The following is a 21,291-nucleotide window of genomic DNA, read 5'->3' on the forward strand; positions in this document are numbered from 1 at the left end:
GCTAATATTGGGTGAATCGGCCAGGATTGCAAGCATTAATCTAAAGGAAATAATTGGAAAATGACTGGATATTCCATATTTATTTAAGCTGTATTTTGTTTGAAAAATGAACTTTATTTTTAGGCCTTTCTAGCAGAATTTTAGTTGAATAAACCTCACGATAAAATTGAGTAAATTATAAAATTTTGAAAAATATATAAATAATTTAAAGTATCAAAATAAAAATTATATTTTTATATTTAAAGCATAACTAAAAGTTTAATCAATAATAAAAAAAATGCTGAGAATTTATATGAAAATTTATGTAACTTCATGTGCCTGAAAGCAATTTTAAAACCTTGCTTGTTTTTCTCCTTATGTTCGGGTTTTACATGAAATATTTAGGTCTAGCTCTATTGCCTTTGTTGGCTGCCATGACAACCGCACAAGCGGAAACTGCATTTGATCCACAAGGTCAGTATTTACTGGGGGACTGGAATGGTCAACGTACAAAACTGGCCCAACAGGGGATCAAATTTGAAGCCAATCTGTTAACCGATACCGCATATCTTGCTGATGGTGGCCGTAATGAGGGTGCAGATCCATTAACTTCTGCCCAATTATGGCTGGGTAGTCAACTGGACATGGAAAAACTGGCAGGATGGGAAGGTATCACTATACGTGCCGCGATGACTGCACGTCAGGGGCAAAGTACCTCTATTCGTGATCTGCAGGATACTAATGCCCCACAGTTGGCAAATGTACAAGGCACTTTTGGACGCGGTAATCAGGATAGCCGCCTGAGCGAGCTGTCCATTGAGAAGAATTTTAAAGACCAGGGGCTCAGTATTAAGGCAGGCCGTCTTGGTCTGGGCATGGATTTTAATGTCATGGCCTGCGATTTTGCCAGTACGGCATTCTGTGCAGCGCAAATGGGCAAATGGCAGGGCAATATCTGGATGAATACGCCAGTTGCACAATGGGGTGCACGGGTGAAGCAGCAAGTGGCCCCTGAACTCGCGATACAAGTTGGTGTCTACGAGTTTAATCCAGATAATGGTAATGGTGCCAAAGAAGGTCAAGGCTGGAGTCTGGATACCGACCATGCCGATGGCGTAACCATTCCTGCAGAAATCGTATGGACACCGAAATCATTGGTGAATGGCTTGCCGGGCAGCTACCGTATTGGCGGGATGTACAATACTGCCGATGAAGTTGCCAACCAGAAAGATATTGCCCATCCTGCAGATGCCAAAAACCGTACCTTTGCAGGCTGGTTAGCAGTGGAACAACAGCTCACTTCAACAGGCGCAGGTCGCAAAGGTTTACACAGTTTTGCCAACTTTACCTGGCATGACCGCGATACTAACAAAGTGGATAATTCACAACAAATTGGTGTGAAATATATCGGTTTGGTTGACACTCAGTCAAATGATATTCTGGGCTTGGCGGTTAACCGTGTGCATGTCAATCATCGCTTCGCAGATTCGCGTCCAGCTTTGAATGCAGATGCAGAATACAATATCGAACTCAACTATAGCTATAATGCAACAAAGTGGCTGATGTTACGTCCAAACCTGCAATATGTGGTGAATCCAGGGTCAAGCAATAACGTAGATAATGCGCTCGTGCTCGGTTTAACCAGTCGCCTGATCTTCTAAAAAGTGATGCTTCACGTTATAACTAAACAGGCTTATTAAAGCCTGTTTTTTATTGCCCGATCATACTTGACATGAAGAAAGAGGGAATGCCACGTGACATTATTATTTCAACCGCTACAGTTTGGTTCATTATCACTCAGCAATAAAATTATTATTGCACCGATGTGTCAGTATTCAGCCACAGATCAGGGTGAAATCACCTATTGGCATGAGCAGCAATGGGCAAGTTATGCGCTCTCTGGTGCTGGTCTATGTATTGTGGAAGCGACTGCGGTACAGCCAGAAGGCCGGATCAGTTATGCCGACTTAGGCTTATGGAATGATCAGCAAGCTGCCCAAATAAAAGCATTACTGACCAAGGTCAAATCTATATCGCCAATGCCATTTTCGATTCAGCTCGCACATGCCGGACGTAAGGCTTCTACAGATAAACCCTGGTCAGGCAAAGGGCAGATCGCGCCAGATCAGCCCCATGGCTGGCAAACCGTTTCTGCAAGCAATCTGCCGTTTCAGGCAGACGAACATCCACCCAAAGCCCTAAGCCATTCAGAAATTGAGCAAGTCATTGCCGACTTTGCAAAAAGTGCCAAACGTGCAGTGGATGCCGGCTTTGACATGATTGAGTTGCATGCAGCACATGGTTATTTATTGCATCAGTTTATGTCACCGCTTTCAAATAAACGCGATGATCAGTATGGTGGTTCACTGGAAAACCGGATTCGTCTGACACTGGAAGTATTGCAAGCCATGAAGGCCGCAGTTCCGGAAGGCTATCCGATCGGGGTACGTATTTCGGCCAGCGACTGGATGGATCAGCCAGACAGCTGGACTATTGATTCTTCAATTGAATTGTCTAAAGCACTGGAAGCTGCTGGGGCTGCCTATATTCATATTTCCAGTGCCGGTCTGCATGTCAAACAGCACATTGATGTGAAACCGAATTATCAGGTGCCTTTTGCAGATGCGATCAAGAAAGTGGTGAGTATCCCTGTAATTGCTGTGGGATTGATCACTGAAGCAGAACAGGCAGAAGATATTCTGCAAAAAGGCCAGGCCGATGCCATCGCCATTGCCCGTGCCATTCTGTACGATCCACATTGGCCTTGGCATGCAGCCGCAGCACTTGAGGAAAAAATCAAAATTTCACCGCAATATCTGCGCAGTGCCCCACATGGGTTGAATCATTTATTTGAGCCTTTTTAACACTGCTTTAGTGTCAGAAATTCTTATAATAGGAAATCGATGGCAAGAGGATAGTGTATTATGATTTTTGCGGTCATTGTGCCCATATTTTTATTATTGGCACTGGGTTATCTGACTGTAAAGAGTCAAGTATTAAGCAAGGAACAGGTAGGTACGGTCGGTGCTTTTGTCATTAAAGTGGCCTTACCCTTGCTGTTCTTTCAATCCCTTGCCTCCAAAGACCTGCATGAAATCTGGTATTTTGAATACTTTGCAGTGTATAGCAGCGTGACCTTAGTGCTCTATGGCAGTGGCTTCTGGATCATGCGCCAGTATTTTCAGAATACGCATTCGCAAAGTGCTGTCCTGTCTCTAGGCGCCGCAATGTCAAATACCGGTCTGATTGGTACGGCTGTGCTGAGTCTATTGATGGGACAGCAGGCGATGACCTATACCTCTCTGGTGGTGATCATTGAAAGTGTATTGCTGATTCCGCTGGTGCTGGTACTCGCGGCAATGGGAACACAACATCAGGCGAATCTGGGTTCCATTTTAAAAAGTGCATTGCTCACCTTGCTAAAAAATCCCCTGTTTATGGGGGTGATGCTCGGGATGGCCTGTGCTGTATTCCAGATTAGAATTCCGGTCTATCTCGATCAGATGTTTGCCTTGATTGGTCAGACTGCCTCACCGCTGGCCCTGTTCGCAATTGGCGGTGGTATCGTGGGAATGAGCCTGAGATATGTCAACCTGCAAAGTTTTTATCTGGTATTTTCCAGCAATATTATCATGCCACTCTTGATGTATCTGGGGCTAAGCCAGTTGACGGACTTAAATCAGGAAATGGTTCGTGCCGGTACATTGATTGCAGCTTTGCCAATGCCCACGATTTTTGGCATGTTGGGGCAGGCGTATGGGCTGAATGATCGAGCCTTAACCCCATTGTTGATGAGTACTATTGCCGGTTTTATGGTGACCAGTGGTTTAATTGCTTTATGGTGGGGATAATCTTTTAGAAGATGAATGCTCTGTCATTAAAAAAAGCCCCCGATGTGTGGGGCTTTTTTATTTAAATTTATTGATTCAACTTAACTTTTTTTCGCAGGTGCTTTTTTCTGCTCAGCCAGCATTTTATCTACTGCTGCCAAAGATTCTTTGGCCTGCGGAATATTTTGCTGCGCCAGTGCGGCAAAGATTTTTTTCGCTTCTGGCAGGTTTTGCGGCACGATACTGCCATTCGCAAACATATTACCTACTGCCATCAGCGCCGGAATATAGCCTTTTTTTGCCAGTTCCTGAATGCTGCTTAGGCCTTGCTGAATCGGTTTTTCATCTTTGTTTTTGAAACCGCTGCTGATGTCATATAAGGCTTTTGCATGAATGGCCTGCATATTGCCTTTGCTGATTAGCGGTTGCAGTTTTTGCAGACCGGCTTTATTGGAGGCTGGCGTATTTTCAGAAAATAGCAGTACCGCCAGATCTACGCTGGCATCTTCAAAATTGGCTGCCGAGGCACGTTCCAGATGCTGTTTGGCTTTGGTCAAATCCTGTTTGAGACCGAGCGTGCCAGCTGCGTAGTTTTTACCCAATACATAATTGGCCACCGGATAGCCTTTGCTGGCAGACTGCTCATAGAGCTGAATGGCTTTTTTCTCGTCTTTGACGGTACCTTGGCCAGTCTGGGTTAAATAGCCTAAGTTATATAAAGCCTGGGCATTGCCTTGGCTGGCTAGCTTGTTTAAAGCTTCATAGGCGCCTTTAAAATTATTGGCTTTCACCATAGCTTCAATTTTTTCAAATTGCGGATCGATTTGATCTTGTGCAGTATTTGCCAGAGCGAATGATGCAGAAGCGGCGAGAGCTACCGCGAGGATTAACTTTTTCATGGTTCCTATAACCTTATTATTGCTGGCACCTTATTCCTTGGTGCGGTTTTAATCATTTTTACTTACATCATCATAAAAGGATTTTATGCTTTGTAAATATGTAATTTGTCACTAAATACAAATCATCAGGACATAATTCACTGGTTTAATCGATGCATGATAGGGACAGGTTTTCGCTCAATTCCAAAGATATTGAAAGGATTACTTTAATTCAGCTATTTTCTCTGATTAAATCTCGCTTTATATCAGACTCCCAGGATTTCCCCATGTTTGTCAAAACCATTAGACGTCACTATGACAGAATCAACGCAGATGACTCGATTGCCGATGAGGACAAGATTGATGCGTTATTGATGAAACTTGGGGCAGAGTTTTTGATTAGCCAGGAAGACCGGGTATATATCTTTCAAAAAGGCGAACTCACGGCAAAGTTTGATGCCAAGCATGCGCGAGCCTATCATTTCAAAGACTATGTCGTGAAAGACATGAACAAACTGTTCCACGGTTTCTAAAATTCCAAAATAAAAAAGCCAAGAATTTCATCTTGGCTTTTTTTTTCATGGGCGGAACCTGAATTATTGCGGACGCGCGACATCACCACTCAATGCTTCCGGAAGTTCCAGCACTTCTAGGCCCAATTCGGTTAATGCCTCAGGCTTTGCGACCACCAGCGCTTTGTAACCGGCATCCGTCGTGATGCTATTGACGACTTCTACATCATTATTCAGTTTTGTCGCCACAGCAGGGGTGACACCTGTACCTTGAACCAGATGTAACCAGTGTTTTGGCTTGGCTTTAAACCATAAGCGCGCAATCACTTCCTGCCCCAGATAGCAGCCTTTATCATAGTGAATGCCGTCGCGTTGATGTAAACGCAATTCCTGAGGTTGAAACAGATTGGCGGTAGCTGCCTGAATCCAGGCCTGACCTGATTCAATGGCTTGCTGCTCCCACAGGGCGACATTGGTTTCAGTCGCAACAAAGTCAGTATAAATACCATTGATGACCGGATATACCGGACCGACCAGTTCCAGTTTCATTTTTGAAAAAGCACCAAATTTCTTAATATGATTCGCCAGTTCTGTTGCCTGATCTTCAGTGCTTACGATTTCAAAGCTTTCCTGACTGATCTTTTTAAGCCATAAGCCAAATTGAATCCGTCCTTTCAGGTTACAGATCGCAGTATAGCGGGTCTGGTTTTCTGCCAAAGTTTCAGTATTCAAAGTCACCTGACCTTGAAGGAATTTTTGTGCATCGACACCATTTAGACTAAACAATGTGAAAGCAGGAGACGTTGCCATAATAAGCCCCAGTTTGAATACTATAAATCAATGCAGTTATTGTGCAGCATGCATCAGACAGAGGCAAACAAAAAAGCCAACAATCTAAATCAAGAGGTTTTTGGGGTAATTGGGAGGTAGAGATGATATGTTTCTAATGCAGATCAATGACAATGAGCTTACCTTCAAAAATACTTACTGTTTTTCTCAAGCACTGATTTTTGGGGGCGGGGATAGAACAAAGATTCTGCCTGAAATTTGATGGTTTTTTATGCTTTCATTAATTTCTCATACTAAAGAATGAGAAAAATTCAGGTCAATTTTTAAGAAAAATCACAATTTAGAGTCAAAATTCTAAAGTGTGAAGCGTAAATTACTGTAAAAAGGCTATATTTCATATTTAAAGCTTTGAAAATTATAAGATTTGGGAAATGGACTTTCGACAGCGTACAATGCCTTGATTAAAAAACAAGTCATCAAGAAAATTTGATGAATAAAAAGAGTAATGAATGAGGGCAGGTAAGCTATGAATAACAACTACCGTAAACCACTACAAGGCACCCAGTTAGAATACTATGACGTGCGTCAGGCCGTTGAAGATATCCAGCCAGGCGCATATGCCAAACTCCCCTATACCTCCAAAGTGCTGGCTGAACAGCTGGTCCGTCGTTGTGATTCTGCCATTTTAGAACAGTCTTTACGTCAGCTCATCGAACGTAAACAGGACCATGATTTTCCCTGGTATCCGGCACGTGTAGTCTGTCATGACATCTTGGGTCAAACTGCACTGGTTGACCTTGCAGGCCTGCGTGATGCCATTGCCGACCAGGGCGGTGATCCTTCTAAAGTCAATCCGGTGGTGCCGACCCAGCTCATTGTCGATCACTCTTTGGCTGTAGAATATGGCGGCTTTGATCCTGATGCTTTTGAGAAAAACCGTGCCATTGAAGACCGCCGTAATGAAGACCGTTTCCATTTTATTGAATGGACCAAAACGGCATTTGAAAATGTCGATGTGATTCCGGCAGGTAACGGCATCATGCACCAGATCAATCTGGAAAAAATGTCACCGGTGATTCAGAATCGTGATGGTGTGGCATTTCCTGATACCTGTATCGGTACAGATTCGCATACACCACATACCGATGCCTTGGGCGTAATCTCGATTGGTGTCGGTGGTTTGGAAGCTGAAAATGTGATGCTGGGCCGTGCCTCGTGGATGCGTCTGCCAGATATCATTGGGGTAGAGCTGGTCGGGCAACGTCAGCCGGGCATTACTGCAACGGATATCGTCTTGGCATTAACCGAATTCCTGCGTAAGGAACGTGTGGTTGGCGCATATTTAGAATTCTTCGGTGAAGGCGCAGACAGCATGTCAGTCGGTGATCGTGCCACGATTTCTAATATGACCCCGGAATATGGTGCAACGGCAGCCATGTTCTATATCGATCAGAACACCATTGACTATCTGACTTTGACCGGCCGTGAGCCTGAGCAAGTCAAACTGGTTGAAACTTATGCCAAAGAGATCGGACTTTGGGCATCGGAGATGACTCAGGCTGAATATCCGCGTGTGCTGCGTTTCGATTTATCCACCGTAACACGCAACATTGCCGGCCCATCCAATCCGCATGCACGTGTATCTACGGCAGATCTGAAAGAAAAAGGCATTGCCGGTAATCTGGAAGCTGCACGTGCACAAGAAGCAGAAGGTTTAATGCCGGATGGTGCGGTGATTATCGCTGCGATTACCTCATGTACCAATACCTCCAACCCGCGTAATACCGTAGCAGCCGGTTTGCTGGCACGTAAAGCCAATGAACTTGGTCTGACCCGTAAGCCTTGGGTGAAATCATCTTTCGCGCCGGGTTCTAAAGCGGCAGCCCTGTATCTGAAAGAAGCAGGGGTTTTAAAAGATTTAGAAAAGCTGGGCTTTGGTATTGTGGCCTATGCATGTACCACCTGTAACGGTATGTCGGGCGCATTAGATCCAAACATCCAGCAAGAAATTATTGACCGTGATCTATACACGACTGCAGTATTATCAGGTAACCGGAACTTCGATGGCCGTATCCATCCCTATGCGAAACAGGCTTTTCTGGCATCTCCACCGCTAGTAGTTGCTTATGCGATTGCCGGAACCATCCGTTTTGACATCGAAAAAGATGCTCTGGGCACAGACAAAGACGGTAATCCGATTTACTTAAAAGATATCTGGCCTTCGGATGAAGAAATTGATGCCTTGGTCAAAGAGTCGGTCAAGCCGGAACAGTTCAAGAAAGTGTATATTCCGATGTTTGATCTGGGTGAACGTAAAAAGGCAATAAGTCCGCTGTATGACTGGCGTCTGCAAAGTACCTATATCCGCCGTCCGCCGTATTGGGAAGGTGCACTGGCTGCACCGCGTACCCTCACCAACATGCGTCCATTGGCTATTCTTGGCGATAACATCACCACCGATCATTTATCCCCATCGAATGCGATTGTGCGTGACTCGGCAGCAGGTGAATATCTGGCGAAAATGGGTGTGCCTGAGGAAGACTTTAACTCTTATGCGACGCATCGTGGTGATCACCTGACTGCACAGCGTGCAACCTTGGCGAATCCAAAGCTGTATAACGAAATGGTGGTACGTTCTGACGGCACCATCAAGCAGGGTTCAAAAGCACGTGTGGAGCCGGAAGGCGAAGTGATGCGCATGTGGGAGGCGATTGAAACCTACATGAACCGCAAGCAGCCGTTGATTATTATTGCCGGTAAGGATTATGGTCAGGGTTCTAGCCGTGACTGGGCTGCTAAAGGTGTGCGTCTGGCTGGTGTGGAAGCGATTGTAGCAGAAGGTTTTGAACGTATTCATCGTACTAATTTGGTGGGTATGGGCGTGTTGCCGCTTGAGTTTAAGCCGGGTACAGATCGTAAGACTTTAGGTCTTGATGGTACTGAGCTGTATAGCGTGATTGGTAATATCGCGCCACGTTCGACGTTGACTTTGGTGGTTGAGCGTTCAACCGATGATGGCAAGAACCAGATTATTGAAGTGCCAGTCACTTGCCGTCTGGATACTGAAGAAGAAGTACATGTGTATGAAGCGGGTGGGGTATTACAGCGCTTTGCACAGGATTTTTTGGAAGGGAATGTAGCTTGATGATTTAGTCTAAAAGTTGTTGATATTGTGTGAAAAAGGCCCTACTGTAAAGTGGGGTTTTTACTTTAAGAAAAATATGAAAGTTAAAGAAATACGACTTAATGAATTTAAAAGGTTTTCTAAGTTAACAATTACCGGTTTAAGTGAAAGCACGAAATTGGTAGTAATTGTAGGGCCAAATGGGAGCGGTAAATCTTCTTTATTTGATGCCTTTTATCATTACTATAGAAATAGGGCGGGATGGGGGTGGCAGGGGGATAGCGCCTACTTTTCTAGAAATGAATTATTAGGCTTTGACAGTTTTAATTCTGTTCAAATTGATTTTTATGATTATCAAGACCTTCATTATTTACCTAAAAATGCTGTATATTTTCGATCCGCATATAGGCATGAACCTGATTTTCAAATAAATCATTTTTCGAAAATGAATCAACCATTTGATAATTTGAAAATTAGTAGGTCAATAGATGCAGACCAAACGGTATCTGAAAATTATCAAAGACTTGTGCAACAGACGATGCAGTCGTTATTTAGTGAAGATAATAATCAAAGAACTGTTAAAGATTTGAGAGATGAGTTAATTGGTAAAATTCGTAATTCATTTAATAATATTTTCCCAAATTTAATTTTAAGAAATATTGTTGATCCATTATCCGATAGTTGTTTCACTTTTAAGAAAGGAAATATTGAAAGTTATCCTTATAAAAATTTATCAGCAGGCGAAAAAGCTGTTTTTGATTTGATACTAGATTTACATGTAAAAATAGATGCTTACAACAATACTATTTTTATGATTGATGAGCCAGAATTACATATTCATACCTCCCTTCAATCTAAATTGTTAGAAGAACTATATAGAATTATTCCAGAAAATTCACAACTTTGGATTAATACTCATTCATTAGGAGTAATGCAAAAAGCTAAAGAAATTTCAGTACAAGATCCTTATTCAGTTGAATTTATTGATTTCCATGTTGAAAATTTTGATGAAGAAGCAATCTTGTATCCGACTTCGATTGATAAGGTCGTATGGGAGAAGTTTCTCTCCATAGCCTTGGGTGAAATGCAAAATATATTTTTACCTTCTAATATTGTTGTATGCGAAGGTAGTCTTTTAGGTACAGCACGAAAGAGTTTTGATGCTTCAATTTATGGAATGATTTTATCTAAAAGCTCTAAAAATATTACTTTTATAAGTGGAGGAAGTTGTAACGATATAGAAAAAGAGGATCATGCGCCTACATTAGTCTTAAAAAATTTAATGCCACAAACAAAAGTAATAAAATTATTAGATAGAGACGATCGTTCCGATCAAGAGGTTGAAGACCTTCTTCAAAATAATATTCATGTTACGACGCGACGTAATTTGGAAAGCTATCTTCTGGATGATGAAGTAATAGAGGAATATCTAAAGGTTATTAATCAACATGAAAGATTATCGGATGCGCTTAGAATTAAGTCAGAAGCAGTAAATGCAAGTGTAGCAAGAGGAAATCCTATTGATGACTTAAAGTCAGCATCAGGTGATTTTTTTACAAATTTTAAACGAGAATTTGTATTAACAAGAATGGGAAATAAGACAGATGCATTTTTAAAAGATACGTTAGCTCCAGTAATCAAGCCTGGGATGAGAATTTATGATGAAATAGAAAATATGTTTATTACGATTTTGAATAATTAAAATCTATGTAGTAATCTTAATCTAATATTGTCCTTCGCCTAAATGCCATCATCATTTACAAAAATGGACAATAGACATTCATCACCAGAGGGTTATACTAGACAGACCATTTCTAAAACCATGGAGAACAAAGATGGTTACTGCTGGCGAAAAACCCGGAACAGGCTTCTATTTTTGTGTTCAATGCGGACACCGCACCTACTTAGAAATTGGTACTGATCGTTTACCACCGTGTACCAAATGCCAAGGCAATCAATTTAACAATAAGAATGCCTAAGCAAAAAAACTCAAACAGTTACCCTCTGTTTTGAATGAAAGCCCTATTACTCGATAGGGCTTTTTGCTATCTAAACATCCCTGTTTATAGTTTGAGATTGATTGAAATTTGATCAATAAAACCCCATATAAAAGTCTGGATTCACAGTTTTTAGGATAGCTCAATTGCAACATTATCTTGATCTGAATCACGACTCAGGTGTTGCCAACTATGAGATTGGTAATGAGTTTATTCGTGTGCAATTCAAGAAAACCTCGAAAGTTTATACCTACAGCTATAGCAGTGCCGGTTATCAGCATGTCGAAAATATGAAACAGCTTGCCCAATATGGCGATGGGCTAAATGCCTATATTAATCACCATACTCGTCACCTGTTTGTACGCTAAAACTGGTCTGCTTCTTGCTTGGTTAATAGTGTGATCAAGGTAAATATTTTTAAAGAATAAATAGCTGCCTTGAAATAGTACCCGTGTATATAAAAGAGAGGACAGCCACCTATGGACATTAACGGGCATGCACCAGAATCAGGAAAATTAGATCAAAAAGCCCATTTTTATTCCGCATGGCCGCTCATCTTGATTCTTTTCGGAGGGGTGATTGGCTCACTATATGGTGTGATCGCCTATCTGCTTAATCTAAAAATCTATGGTTCTGAACTGACCAGACTCAACAAGGTTTTGGCTAATCTCCTCTGTGGGACGTCAGCCATCAGTGCCTGGTGGTTTAGTGCACAATGGATACAGAGCAATTTCTTTCAATAAAATAGAAATTTTCTACTGAATATAAATTGCAATAAAGATCATTTTTATCGAATAAAAAAGCGTAAAAAAATGGAAATAGAATTTATTTCTCTTTATTTGGGTCAATATTGAAATAAATTTTCAGATTTAATCGAAATTAAAAAAACATAGGAAATTAATTCCGTCTATCTTTGCCTAATATAACTCTCAAGGGTGTGATGGGATCGGAAAGAGTAGCATGCTGTGAGCGGCGCAAAACGCGAGTGCAGTACGAACCCAAAAGGTCTCGATTCGGCTTAGGACGCTATAGACCAAAAGTTTATAGGCTATAAGATCAGGTCTTACAAAGAATGATAGTTGAAGTAAACCATTGCGAGTTTTCCCAACACCCTAAAAAATTCTCTGCTCAATTTAAATCATAAAAATTAAAATATATAAATCATTATCTTATAATTAATCTTCATTCCAATAAGATACAAATCAATTCTTCATTTTTCAAGATGATCTGCTATTTTAAAATCATGAGTTGTCCCGCAGGGGAATCAGCATGAATCTCGATATCTGGTTTCAGTTTTTAGTGTTTTGCACACTGATCAATTATGTCATTCTGATGATCTGGTGCATGCTGTTTGTATTTGCCCGAAACTGGATAAGACAAGTGCACGGCAAATGGTTTCGGCTGTCAGATGCCAGTTTCGATGTGATTCATTATTCAGGTATGGCACTCTATAAAATTGGAATTCTGCTATTTAATTTGACGCCCTTAGTCGCAATTTATCTGATGAATCAAGGCTAGGTACTCAACTGCGATTGAATCTTCGAGCGATAAAAATAAGACTGGCTCAGCATGAGTTTATCGTGAATGTATTGCTTGGCAGGATCAATAAAAACTAATAATATTTCAAAGGAGTTGAAGCATGAATCAATTCAAATCAGCACTGATTTTAGGTGCCTTGATCGGCTTGGGGATGATTATAGCAGGATGGATTCTGGGTCATAGTGCACTGAAAATTAAAGAGTATGAGCGCATAGTTTCAGTTAAAGGCTTGGCAGAACGCGAAGTCAAAGCCAATGTGGCGGTATGGCCAATCCGTTTTAATGCCGGTAGTCAGGATCTGGCCGAACTGTACGATATCATGCAAACCAATACCCAGGAAATTCAGACCTTTTTAAAAAATGAAGGGTTTAGCGCGGAAGAAATTACCAGTGCATCACCGAGTATCACCGACAAATACGCGCAGCAATATGGCGGTGATGCCAATGTTGCGCTACGTTATACTGCCAGCCAGACCATCACCGTCTATACCCACAAAATAGATAAAGTGCGTGTAGCACAAACTCGACTGGTGGCTTTGGGCAGAAAAGGTATTGCCTTTGCGGGAGATGATTCTGGACAAAGAACAGAATATCTATTTACCAAGCTGAATGACATTAAACCGGCGATGATTGAACAAGCCACACAAAATGCCCGCAGTGTGGCAGAAAAATTCGCTGCAGATTCAAAAAGTCGTCTGGGTAAAATCAAGTCCGCCAACCAGGGGCTGTTTAGTATTGAAGATCGTGACAGCAATACGCCATATTTGAAGAAAGTACGCGTGGTCTCAACGGTCGATTATTATCTGGCAGATTAAGCTGATCTGGTCAGGAACTGTAATTGACAGCCTGAAAGCAGCTTGTTATTTTGCGCGCATTATTCCCGACGCTGTACCTAAAATGCCCATTAACCATGACTTTGTCTATCGTCCACCGCAAGAACCGCTGCGTATTATTTATGAAGATGATGATCTGGTGGTGATTGAAAAGCCGGCCGGATTATTGTCGGTTCCGGGGCGTTTACCTGAACATCATGACAGTGCCTATTTACGTGTGCTGGATAAATATCCGCAAGCCAAAATTACCCATCGTCTGGATATGGCCACTTCCGGTATTTTGATGTTCGCCAAACACCGCGATGCAGAAGTGGCGGTGAGTAAAATGTTTCAGGCACGTAGCGTACTGAAAAACTATGTTGCACTGGTACAAGGCAAACTTGAAGGTGAGGGCAGCGTCGACGTGCCTTTAATTACCGACTGGGAAAACCGGCCGCGTCAGATAGTGCATTATGAACTGGGCAAGGCCGCCAAAACCTTGTATCAGGTCTTAGAATATTTACCCCAGCAAGACATTAGCCGGGTACTACTGACTCCAATTACTGGCCGTTCCCATCAGTTGCGAGTGCATATGCTGCATATCGGTCATCCCATTACTGGTGATAAAATTTATCATCCTGAACCTCAACGCAGCCCTTTAAATCGTATGGCTCTGCATGCCAGTTATCTGTCCTTTACCCAGCCTTTGAGTGGTATTCTGGTTGAGATCAAGGCTGATATTCCATTCTGATTTATTTTATTGAATAGTTATCTCGTCATATATCCGGGTTTTAAACTCATAAACATGATGATGATCATGCCATTAACATGAGTTGGCCGAAGAGAAAAATGTGAGAATTTGTTTCCGCCACAGCTACAAAAAAGTATCTAGGCAAGCCTGTTTCAGTGAAATTCGTGTATTGATCAGTTGCCTTTTGGGCTGATGATGAATCATATAAATTTTTAATGCTCGGTATATATTTTGAGGAAATACTTAAAGATTTCTATTTTAAAAGTTTTTCCCTATACCCTTGATGCCTTTATTTCCCTAGGTGTTAATTTTTCCATCATTATTTTTAAACTTTAAGAATATATCCTTTGATATAAAAAATATCGTAAGTTGTTTTAGAAGGAAGGTGGTTTGGACTAATTATTAGCCCATCAGGAATGACATATCCTTAATAATAATTATAGAAAAATAAAATGAATGAATGACTTAGTGATGACCAATGGCTTTGATTACCTGCCAAAAATGATGCAAAATCAACCAATACTTTATAATAATTTTTTTAAATTAATAATTTAGGGCAATGCCCGGGGTTAAAGGAAAGAACGATGCTCAATATAGCTCTCTTCGTTCTCGCGAGTGTTCTGCTATTTGCTTTGTTATGGAGTTTGAAGGGACAGACTTCACTACGTAACAATATCCAGTTTTTACAGGAGAATCTGGATCATTCACGTAGCAAGCTGACAGATTATGAAACTCAAGTCGATGAATTGAATTATGAAATCACCCAATTACGGGTACAGAATGGCAGTTTAAACATTGCGCTGAATAAATACAGAAAATATCAGGATATCTGGAATATCGAGCAATACATTGTTAACCGGACCTTGCAGGCCGAAAACTTTGTTGAGGTGACCAAGCTGGATGCCTCGATCATGATCGATGATCTGAAGGCTTATATTGCAAGAGTCAAAGATTATCTTGTCCAGTTTCAGGCGCAGGCCATAGCCGAGATTGAGCAGCAAGCCCGAGAAAGTTTACAAGGCTATTATGAACAGGCCAGGCAGCAGCATCGCCTGCAGGAAGTATTGAGTGCTTTAGAGCATAAAATACAGGAGAAGCGCTTTGGTTTACAGTTTTCAGCTTCCCACCTTTTAAAGCAGTTGCTTGAGGATTATGGCGAAATAGATGCGGCTCGGCATCTGCGTCATGTCCGTGAAAGTATTCAGCAAGCCATAGAAACACAGCAGGTGGCGAACTGTAATTATGTCGATGATAACCGCCGTCGAAGTACGATAGAGATCCTCAGTCTGGCTTTCAACAGTAAAGCAGATTTATACCTCTCCCAATTAAGCCCAGACAATCTCGCCGAGATGCTGCAGGCCTTAAAGAATGATTATGTATTACTGAATTATACTGGGCAGGCACTGAGTCAGGCCATGATTCAGGAGTCCTATCTTAACCTGCGTTTAGAGGAGCTCAAGTTTGCTGCAATGCTGTTGCAACTGCGACAAAATCACCCGCATCCACAGATTGCCTAGATGATGAAGGCTACAGGTCTAAACGATTTTTCTGGAACATTCTGATGGCCACATATTGCTTTAAACCCTGATATTTTGAGGATTTTTAGTTTGAAGGAGTGGATCAGTTATTCATTTTATATGTATAAAAATCATGTGTTTATTTATGGTTAAAAGATAATATTTTTTGTCTTGTTCTCGATAATTGTACAAAAATCAGCTAATCTTAAATGCAGAATAAAACAGCATCATAATAAGGATACTTCTATGTCACGTGATTACAATCAATTTCCTGACGATGAAAATGGCAATGTACTGTGGCAAATGCATCAGGATGGCGACGACCTGCAGGAAGCACACGAGATTGAATTTTCGATTGCCTTTGCGGATGAAGCACAGGCGGATCGTTGTGCCCTGCATCTATTAAAAGAAGAGCAGAAAATCAGCCTGTTTCAGGATGAAGAAAGCGATACCCTGGAATGGATCATCACGATTTATGTGTATATGGAGCCAGCTTACGAAGATATTGTGGATCTGGAGCAATGGTTCAGTAAAATCGCTGCACAATTTCAGGGCGAATATGATGGCTGGGGTTGTATGGCCTACGTCTATGACGATGAGCTGGATGAAGAAGAAAGTAGCCTGCGCAGCAGCTGATCCAACCTATACTTAAATGATTTAAATAAAAAAAACCGGGATTACCGGTTTTTTTGTCTGTTCAATACAATTTTTATGCAAAAAACTTGAATTCGCACATAGATACATACTCATTATATATGGCCAGATAAAAACTGGATAAAATGACCGAGATGAGTTTTCAACTCAAGCTGATCATTTACTATAAATGCAGGGACTATCCCTCAATATAAAAATAATAAGAATAAATAAAGGACAGGACCAAATGAGTTACACCTTAAAAATGCATCGTGTGTTCAGTGCACCACCGGAGCGGGTGTATCGTGCCTTTGTGCATCCGGATGCATTGGCGAAATGGTTGGCACCGCATGGCTTCATTGCCAAGGTTGAACATGCGGAAATCAAACCCGGTGGCCGCTATAAAACCACTTTTACCAATTTCTCTACCGGTACCCAGCATCATTTTCACGGCATTTATCATGAAGTTGTTCCTAACCAGTTATTGCGTTACACCGATCAGTTTTCTACCCCGGACCTAGAGGGTGGAATAGAAGTCACCGTCATCTTTGAAAAAGTATCAATCGGCACCAGTTTACATATTATTCAGGTAGGTTATCCGGATGTGGTACCACCGGCGGTGTGTCATTTGAGCTGGCAGGAATCACTGCAACTCTTATCTTTACTGGTTAATCCACAGATATCAGATCATTGATTTCTTCAAGCTCAGGTGCTGGTTGCATTCCAGCTTTTCTGGTAATTAGCGCTGCCTGCAAAGATGCTATACTGTACGCTTATTTGTTTGTTTATTTAATTTTTCTCTTTTTCGAGGTTTTTATGGGTCTGCCAAACTGTCCAAAATGTCAATCTGAATATACCTATGCAGATGGCGATCTACTTATCTGTCCTGAGTGTGCACACGAGTGGAAAGAAGGCGAAATCACTGAAGAGCAAGTGATCATTAAAGATGCTAATGGCAATGTGCTGGCAGACGGCGATAGCGTAACGGTCATTAAAGACCTGAAAATCAAAGGTTCATCTTCAGTGGTAAAAGTGGGTACCAAAGTGAAAAGTATCCGCTTGTTGCCGGATGCGGCCGATGGGCACGATATCGATTGTAAAATTGAAGGCATTGGGCCGATGAAACTGAAATCTGAATATGTAAAAAAAGCTTAACTTGATCTTGGCTAAAGAAATCTGTTGAGAAATAACATGGCTGATTTAGCCTATTATTTCTCAATATTGCCATAAATGCTGGGCTGACCATTTTTGTAGCGCCCTGATCCTTACCTTTCTGATTCGAGATCCCTTCAATGCCACACCTGCATCTGGAATATTCTGACAATCTGCAACACATTGAGATTAAGCCTTTATTGGTCGCGATCCATCAGGCACTTGTGGGCGCCGGCTATGTCAGCGATCCCAATGATTTAAAAAGTCGTGCAATTATGCAGCAGGATTATGTGATTGGACTGGATGTTGTAACAGACCAGGCTTATGTGCATGCCAAAATTTCCCTGTTAAGTGGACGCAGTGTCGAAGTACGTCAGGCAATTTCTGAATTGGTACTCGATCTGATGCAGCAATATATTGCGCCCCAGCCGGGCTTAAACATACAGCTCTGTGTGGAAATCATTGAAATGCCAAAGCAGACTTATAGTAAAGTTGTTATTTGAATGCTGGCGTTGACAGGAGGATGGGATAAGAATTAAATGTATTAAAATTTTATCAATTGCAGTTTGAAAATTATAAATAATAAAGCTAACTGGTCTGCAAGGAATTCCTGTTTTCCTTTCTGCAGACTTTTAAAAAATCTATTTTTAAATGATGTTTTATGTCATTTACAGACAGGAGAGAAAAGCTCTAAAGTAGATTTCGATCGCTGCTGCTTCCTGAATCATCCAATCAAGAAACAGCATGCTCATTCTGAGAGAAATAAAAATAATTGTATAAATGATGTCAGGTGAGTTTGGGTGGATCAGGTAGTAAAAAGAGTGAAGCGAGAACAGCGCTTTAACATAAGCAGAATAATAAAAAACAAAAGATCAAAAATCCGGTGAGATGAGTGAGCCGCGATTTCAGGTCTGAATTGTCCGGTTAAGGGGAATTTTATGCAAGTTTTTGGCAATCAACAATTGGCTCGGGAAGTCATGGCATTTCTTCGAGAATGGGACAATGCCATAGCCAGACTCGAAATTCAGGATATTATTGAATTGTGCCGGCCCGATATCCGTCTGGTTGATGTCAGTATGGAGGTGAAAGGCGTCGAAGCCTATCAGGCCCTCTGGCAACAATATCGGCGCTTTATGCCCGAAGGAATACGTGTAGAGCGGCAGAATATAAACATTCATGTCACGCATGATCTGGCCATGGTAGATGGCTATGTGCGAGTCAACTATGCGGTGATTGAACCGATTTTTCAATTAGGCTGGTGTCGGGTGAGCATGTGCCTGAGCAAGCAGCAGGGCAAATGGCAATTATTACATCAACATACCTCAGTTCCGGTACAGCTCGAAACCCGGAAAATGCGTCGGATCAAAAGCGTGAGTTAAGCCACCAGGCTGAAAAGATTTAAATGAAATATCTTTGCAAATGATTACAGGAATACCTTTGTAACAAAAATAGAGAAAGTCCTAAATTGTGTTGAAGGAATAATAGTTTAGGACTTTTCAGGTGGCTAACAACAAGAACAGTCAAATACAACCCCGATCAAGCAACCTGCAACAGCAGAATGAAGTATTCATGCCGGATCAGTCCGAACAGCAGCGCACCCAACATGCACTCAGAATGATGGCTGGCTTTGTGATTGCTGCCGTCGTGATAATGGCACTATATTTTGGCCGTGATATTTTTCTCCCTCTGGCCTTGGCTATTCTGCTGGCATTTTTGCTCTCGCCACTGGTTTCCCGTCTAAAACGCTGGGGCTGTCCTCAATGGGCCGCAATTGGCCTGGTTATGTGCCTGACCTTGTCATTTTTGGGGGGTACTGCAACCTATCTGGGGGTACAGCTTGGCAAGCTGAGTCAGGAGCTGCCGCAATATCAGGACACCATCCAGAAAAAACTGAATATGCTCAAGGACTATCGTCAGGGGCCGAGTATGTGGGATGGCGCAATCCAGACCTTTGACACGGTAGAGAACTCGATAGAAGTTCCAGATCAGGAAAAAGACGACCCGAATGTCCAGAATGTCAAAGTAGTAGGCCTGGAACCCTCGAGTGAAGAAGCTGCACTGGACTGGTTAAATAAAATCCTGAATCCGCTGGCAATTATCGGGATTGTGTTCCTGTTCATGGTATTAATTTTACTCAATCGCAAAGACCTGCATGACCGCTTTCTGAAGCTCTTGGGCGGTAATTTGAATATCGGAACCGATGCGCTTGATGATGCCGCCAAAAGTATCGGAACCTATTTGCGCATGCAGCTGCTGGTCAATGTGACCTATGGTATTCCCATGGCGATTGGACTGCTGGTGATTGGTGTGCCGGCAGCGATCATGTGGGGACTGATCGCGGTAGTTATGCGTTTTGTGCCCTATGTTGGCCCGATCGTTTCAGCTATTTTTCCGATTACGCTGGCCTTCGCCGTTGATCCGGGCTGGGACATGGTGCTATGGACTGTAGCCTTGATACTGGTGCTGGAACTTATCAGCAATAACGTGATTGAACCGTGGCTCTATGGGGAAAGTACCGGTCTGTCTACTTTGGCAATTATTCTGGCTGCCACGTTCTGGACCACTCTCTGGGGACCGGTGGGGCTAATCTTGTCGACGCCTTTAACTGCCTGTCTGCTGGTTTTGTCCAATTATGTGCCGGCACTGGGTTTTGTCAAAACCCTGCTCGGCAGTACGCCAGTATTGTCCCCCTCCGAGCGTTTTTACCAGAGACTGGTGGCTGATGAAGTCAATGATGCAATGCAGGTAGCCAATGATTACATCTGTGCGCAATTGCCAAAAAAGCCCAGTGCAGAAGAGGTGGCTCGTCGTGTACAAATGTTCTATGGCGAAGTGGCTATTCCAGCCATTCGGATTTATTCGCAAGGACATGATAGCGATGTTACTGCCGAACACCGGTTGCGCCTTTATCAGGGCTTGCAGTTCTTTAATCATGCGTTTCAAAAAGCTTATCCGAGCAAATTAAATGCCGAGCAGCCCGAAGTCTATTGCGTTGGTGCGCGTTGGGAAATTGATACCCAAATTTCTGCCATGTTGGCGCACACCCTGAATCTTAAACAGATTGCTGCCCGGAATGATCCGAATGTGCTGATTCAATCGGGCGAATCTGAAAAGGGCATTGTATTGCCAGCTTCAACCAAAATTTTATGCGTGTCGATTTTTCATCATGCGCCTGCGGCACAGATTCGTTTGCTAAAATATAATTTGGAACAGCAATATCCTGATTTGAAAATCATTTTTGCGACTTGGGGTGTGACACAGCTAGAGCTTCTGGATGAACTGCAACAACGTTTTGAGCTGGAGGCACTGGTCAATAATGTCGATGATCTGATTCTGACTGTCGAGACTTATACCTTGGATGAAGGGGAAAGCTGGTTTGAGAATCTGGAGATCAAGAATGAAAAAGAACGACAACAGGCTTTAAATGAATTGGGTTTATTGGATCATCGTCATCAGATCCTTTATAAACAATATATTGAAGAAGCCCATCAGGCCTTTGACGTTGATTACGCACAAATTTCCTGGCTGAATCAGCATGAAATGTATATTCCGGTCAGTCCTTTTAGCCAAGAACCTGTAGCAATCCGACAAATGTGCAAGGATTCAGTCTGCACTCATCTGCTCTATCAAAATGAGCCTTTAGTGATAGAAGACTTGCAGCGTGACCCACGCTTTCCACATCTGTCAGAATTAAGACAGCAGCCTCTGCACACGACAAAAAAATCATCCCCACCCGATTTTCATAGGTTTAGGGGTTAAAAAGCTAACTAACTGTCGAA

Annotated in this window: 21 protein-coding genes; 19 read left to right on the forward strand and 2 right to left on the reverse strand. The window is 42.2% G+C overall.

Annotation, left to right across the window (positions count from 1 at the left end; all coding sequences use genetic code 11):
- Window positions 1-371: 371 nt before the first annotated feature.
- The 3 genes from VXQ92_RS13255 to VXQ92_RS13265 all read left to right on the forward strand — a co-directional run bounded on the left by VXQ92_RS13255 (window position 372) and on the right by VXQ92_RS13265 (window position 3,830).
- Window positions 372-1,640 carry a carbohydrate porin gene (locus tag VXQ92_RS13255; protein WP_416682073.1) on the forward strand — a complete coding sequence of 423 codons (1,269 nt, stop codon included), beginning with the start codon at window positions 372-374 and terminating at the stop codon, window positions 1,638-1,640.
- A 93-nt stretch (window positions 1,641-1,733) separates the two neighbouring features.
- The gene (locus tag VXQ92_RS13260; RefSeq protein WP_416682074.1) at window positions 1,734-2,843 is read left to right on the forward strand and encodes an NADH:flavin oxidoreductase/NADH oxidase; all 1,110 of its coding nucleotides are present in this window, start codon (window positions 1,734-1,736) and stop codon (window positions 2,841-2,843) included.
- Window positions 2,844-2,903: 60 nt separating this feature from the next.
- Window positions 2,904-3,830 (forward strand): AEC family transporter, encoded by a 927-nt coding sequence (locus VXQ92_RS13265; RefSeq protein ID WP_144725341.1) that lies wholly within the window; start codon window positions 2,904-2,906, stop codon window positions 3,828-3,830.
- Between the two features lie 80 nt (window positions 3,831-3,910).
- On the opposite strand, the gene VXQ92_RS13270 is transcribed toward VXQ92_RS13265, so the two are convergent.
- On the reverse strand, window positions 3,911-4,708 hold the full coding sequence (locus VXQ92_RS13270; RefSeq protein WP_191731276.1) for a tetratricopeptide repeat protein: 798 nt from the start codon (window positions 4,706-4,708) through the stop codon (window positions 3,911-3,913).
- Between the two features lie 266 nt (window positions 4,709-4,974).
- Between VXQ92_RS13270 and VXQ92_RS13275 the strand changes: the two genes are divergently transcribed.
- Window positions 4,975-5,220: a hypothetical protein gene (locus VXQ92_RS13275; protein ID WP_064097127.1), complete on the forward strand. Its 246-nt coding sequence runs from the start codon at window positions 4,975-4,977 to the stop codon at window positions 5,218-5,220.
- 63 nt (window positions 5,221-5,283) lie between these two features.
- Here VXQ92_RS13275 and VXQ92_RS13280 read toward each other — a convergent pair whose 3' ends face one another.
- Window positions 5,284-6,009 (reverse strand): YgfZ/GcvT domain-containing protein, encoded by a 726-nt coding sequence (locus tag VXQ92_RS13280; protein ID WP_416682076.1) that lies wholly within the window; start codon window positions 6,007-6,009, stop codon window positions 5,284-5,286.
- Between the two features lie 505 nt (window positions 6,010-6,514).
- On the opposite strand from VXQ92_RS13280, the gene acnD reads away from it, so the two are divergent.
- The 15 genes from acnD to VXQ92_RS13355 all read left to right on the forward strand — a co-directional run bounded on the left by acnD (window position 6,515) and on the right by VXQ92_RS13355 (window position 21,271).
- Window positions 6,515-9,133, forward strand: a complete 2,619-nt coding sequence (gene acnD, locus VXQ92_RS13285; protein ID WP_416682077.1) for a Fe/S-dependent 2-methylisocitrate dehydratase AcnD — start codon at window positions 6,515-6,517, stop codon at window positions 9,131-9,133.
- Window positions 9,134-9,209: 76 nt separating this feature from the next.
- Window positions 9,210-10,814, forward strand: coding sequence for an AAA family ATPase (locus VXQ92_RS13290; RefSeq protein WP_416682079.1), 1,605 nt, complete (start codon window positions 9,210-9,212; stop codon window positions 10,812-10,814).
- Window positions 10,815-10,947: 133 nt separating this feature from the next.
- Entirely contained in the window at window positions 10,948-11,091 is a 144-nt protein-coding gene (locus VXQ92_RS13295; RefSeq protein ID WP_004645925.1) for a zinc ribbon-containing protein, read from the forward strand.
- 164 nt (window positions 11,092-11,255) lie between these two features.
- On the forward strand, window positions 11,256-11,477 hold the full coding sequence (locus tag VXQ92_RS13300; RefSeq protein ID WP_004785142.1) for a hypothetical protein: 222 nt from the start codon (window positions 11,256-11,258) through the stop codon (window positions 11,475-11,477).
- A gap of 111 nt (window positions 11,478-11,588) precedes the next feature.
- Window positions 11,589-11,852 carry a hypothetical protein gene (locus tag VXQ92_RS13305; RefSeq protein WP_416682082.1) on the forward strand — a complete coding sequence of 88 codons (264 nt, stop codon included), beginning with the start codon at window positions 11,589-11,591 and terminating at the stop codon, window positions 11,850-11,852.
- A gap of 526 nt (window positions 11,853-12,378) precedes the next feature.
- A complete protein-coding gene (locus VXQ92_RS13310; RefSeq protein ID WP_416682083.1) occupies window positions 12,379-12,627 on the forward strand; it encodes a DUF6868 family protein in 249 nt (82 codons plus the stop codon).
- Window positions 12,628-12,748: 121 nt separating this feature from the next.
- Window positions 12,749-13,462 carry an SIMPL domain-containing protein gene (locus VXQ92_RS13315; protein WP_064102518.1) on the forward strand — a complete coding sequence of 238 codons (714 nt, stop codon included), beginning with the start codon at window positions 12,749-12,751 and terminating at the stop codon, window positions 13,460-13,462.
- Window positions 13,463-13,544: 82 nt separating this feature from the next.
- Entirely contained in the window at window positions 13,545-14,210 is a 666-nt protein-coding gene (locus VXQ92_RS13320) for a pseudouridine synthase (protein WP_416682085.1), read from the forward strand.
- 584 nt (window positions 14,211-14,794) lie between these two features.
- On the forward strand, window positions 14,795-15,727 hold the full coding sequence (locus VXQ92_RS13325) for a DUF4041 domain-containing protein (RefSeq protein ID WP_064097102.1): 933 nt from the start codon (window positions 14,795-14,797) through the stop codon (window positions 15,725-15,727).
- 246 nt (window positions 15,728-15,973) lie between these two features.
- A complete protein-coding gene (locus tag VXQ92_RS13330) occupies window positions 15,974-16,363 on the forward strand; it encodes a ribonuclease E inhibitor RraB (RefSeq protein WP_064097103.1) in 390 nt (129 codons plus the stop codon).
- 244 nt (window positions 16,364-16,607) lie between these two features.
- On the forward strand, window positions 16,608-17,054 hold the full coding sequence (locus VXQ92_RS13335; protein WP_064097104.1) for an SRPBCC domain-containing protein: 447 nt from the start codon (window positions 16,608-16,610) through the stop codon (window positions 17,052-17,054).
- Window positions 17,055-17,176: 122 nt separating this feature from the next.
- Window positions 17,177-17,515, forward strand: coding sequence for a zinc ribbon domain-containing protein YjdM (locus VXQ92_RS13340; RefSeq protein WP_064097130.1), 339 nt, complete (start codon window positions 17,177-17,179; stop codon window positions 17,513-17,515).
- A gap of 137 nt (window positions 17,516-17,652) precedes the next feature.
- Entirely contained in the window at window positions 17,653-18,015 is a 363-nt protein-coding gene (locus VXQ92_RS13345) for a 5-carboxymethyl-2-hydroxymuconate Delta-isomerase (protein ID WP_064097105.1), read from the forward strand.
- Between the two features lie 435 nt (window positions 18,016-18,450).
- Window positions 18,451-18,891 (forward strand): YybH family protein, encoded by a 441-nt coding sequence (locus VXQ92_RS13350; protein ID WP_064097106.1) that lies wholly within the window; start codon window positions 18,451-18,453, stop codon window positions 18,889-18,891.
- A 121-nt stretch (window positions 18,892-19,012) separates the two neighbouring features.
- The gene (locus VXQ92_RS13355) at window positions 19,013-21,271 is read left to right on the forward strand and encodes an AI-2E family transporter (RefSeq protein ID WP_416682087.1); all 2,259 of its coding nucleotides are present in this window, start codon (window positions 19,013-19,015) and stop codon (window positions 21,269-21,271) included.
- Window positions 21,272-21,291: the final 20 nt, after the last annotated feature.

It is taken from the genome of Acinetobacter sp. 228 (assembly GCF_048147885.1).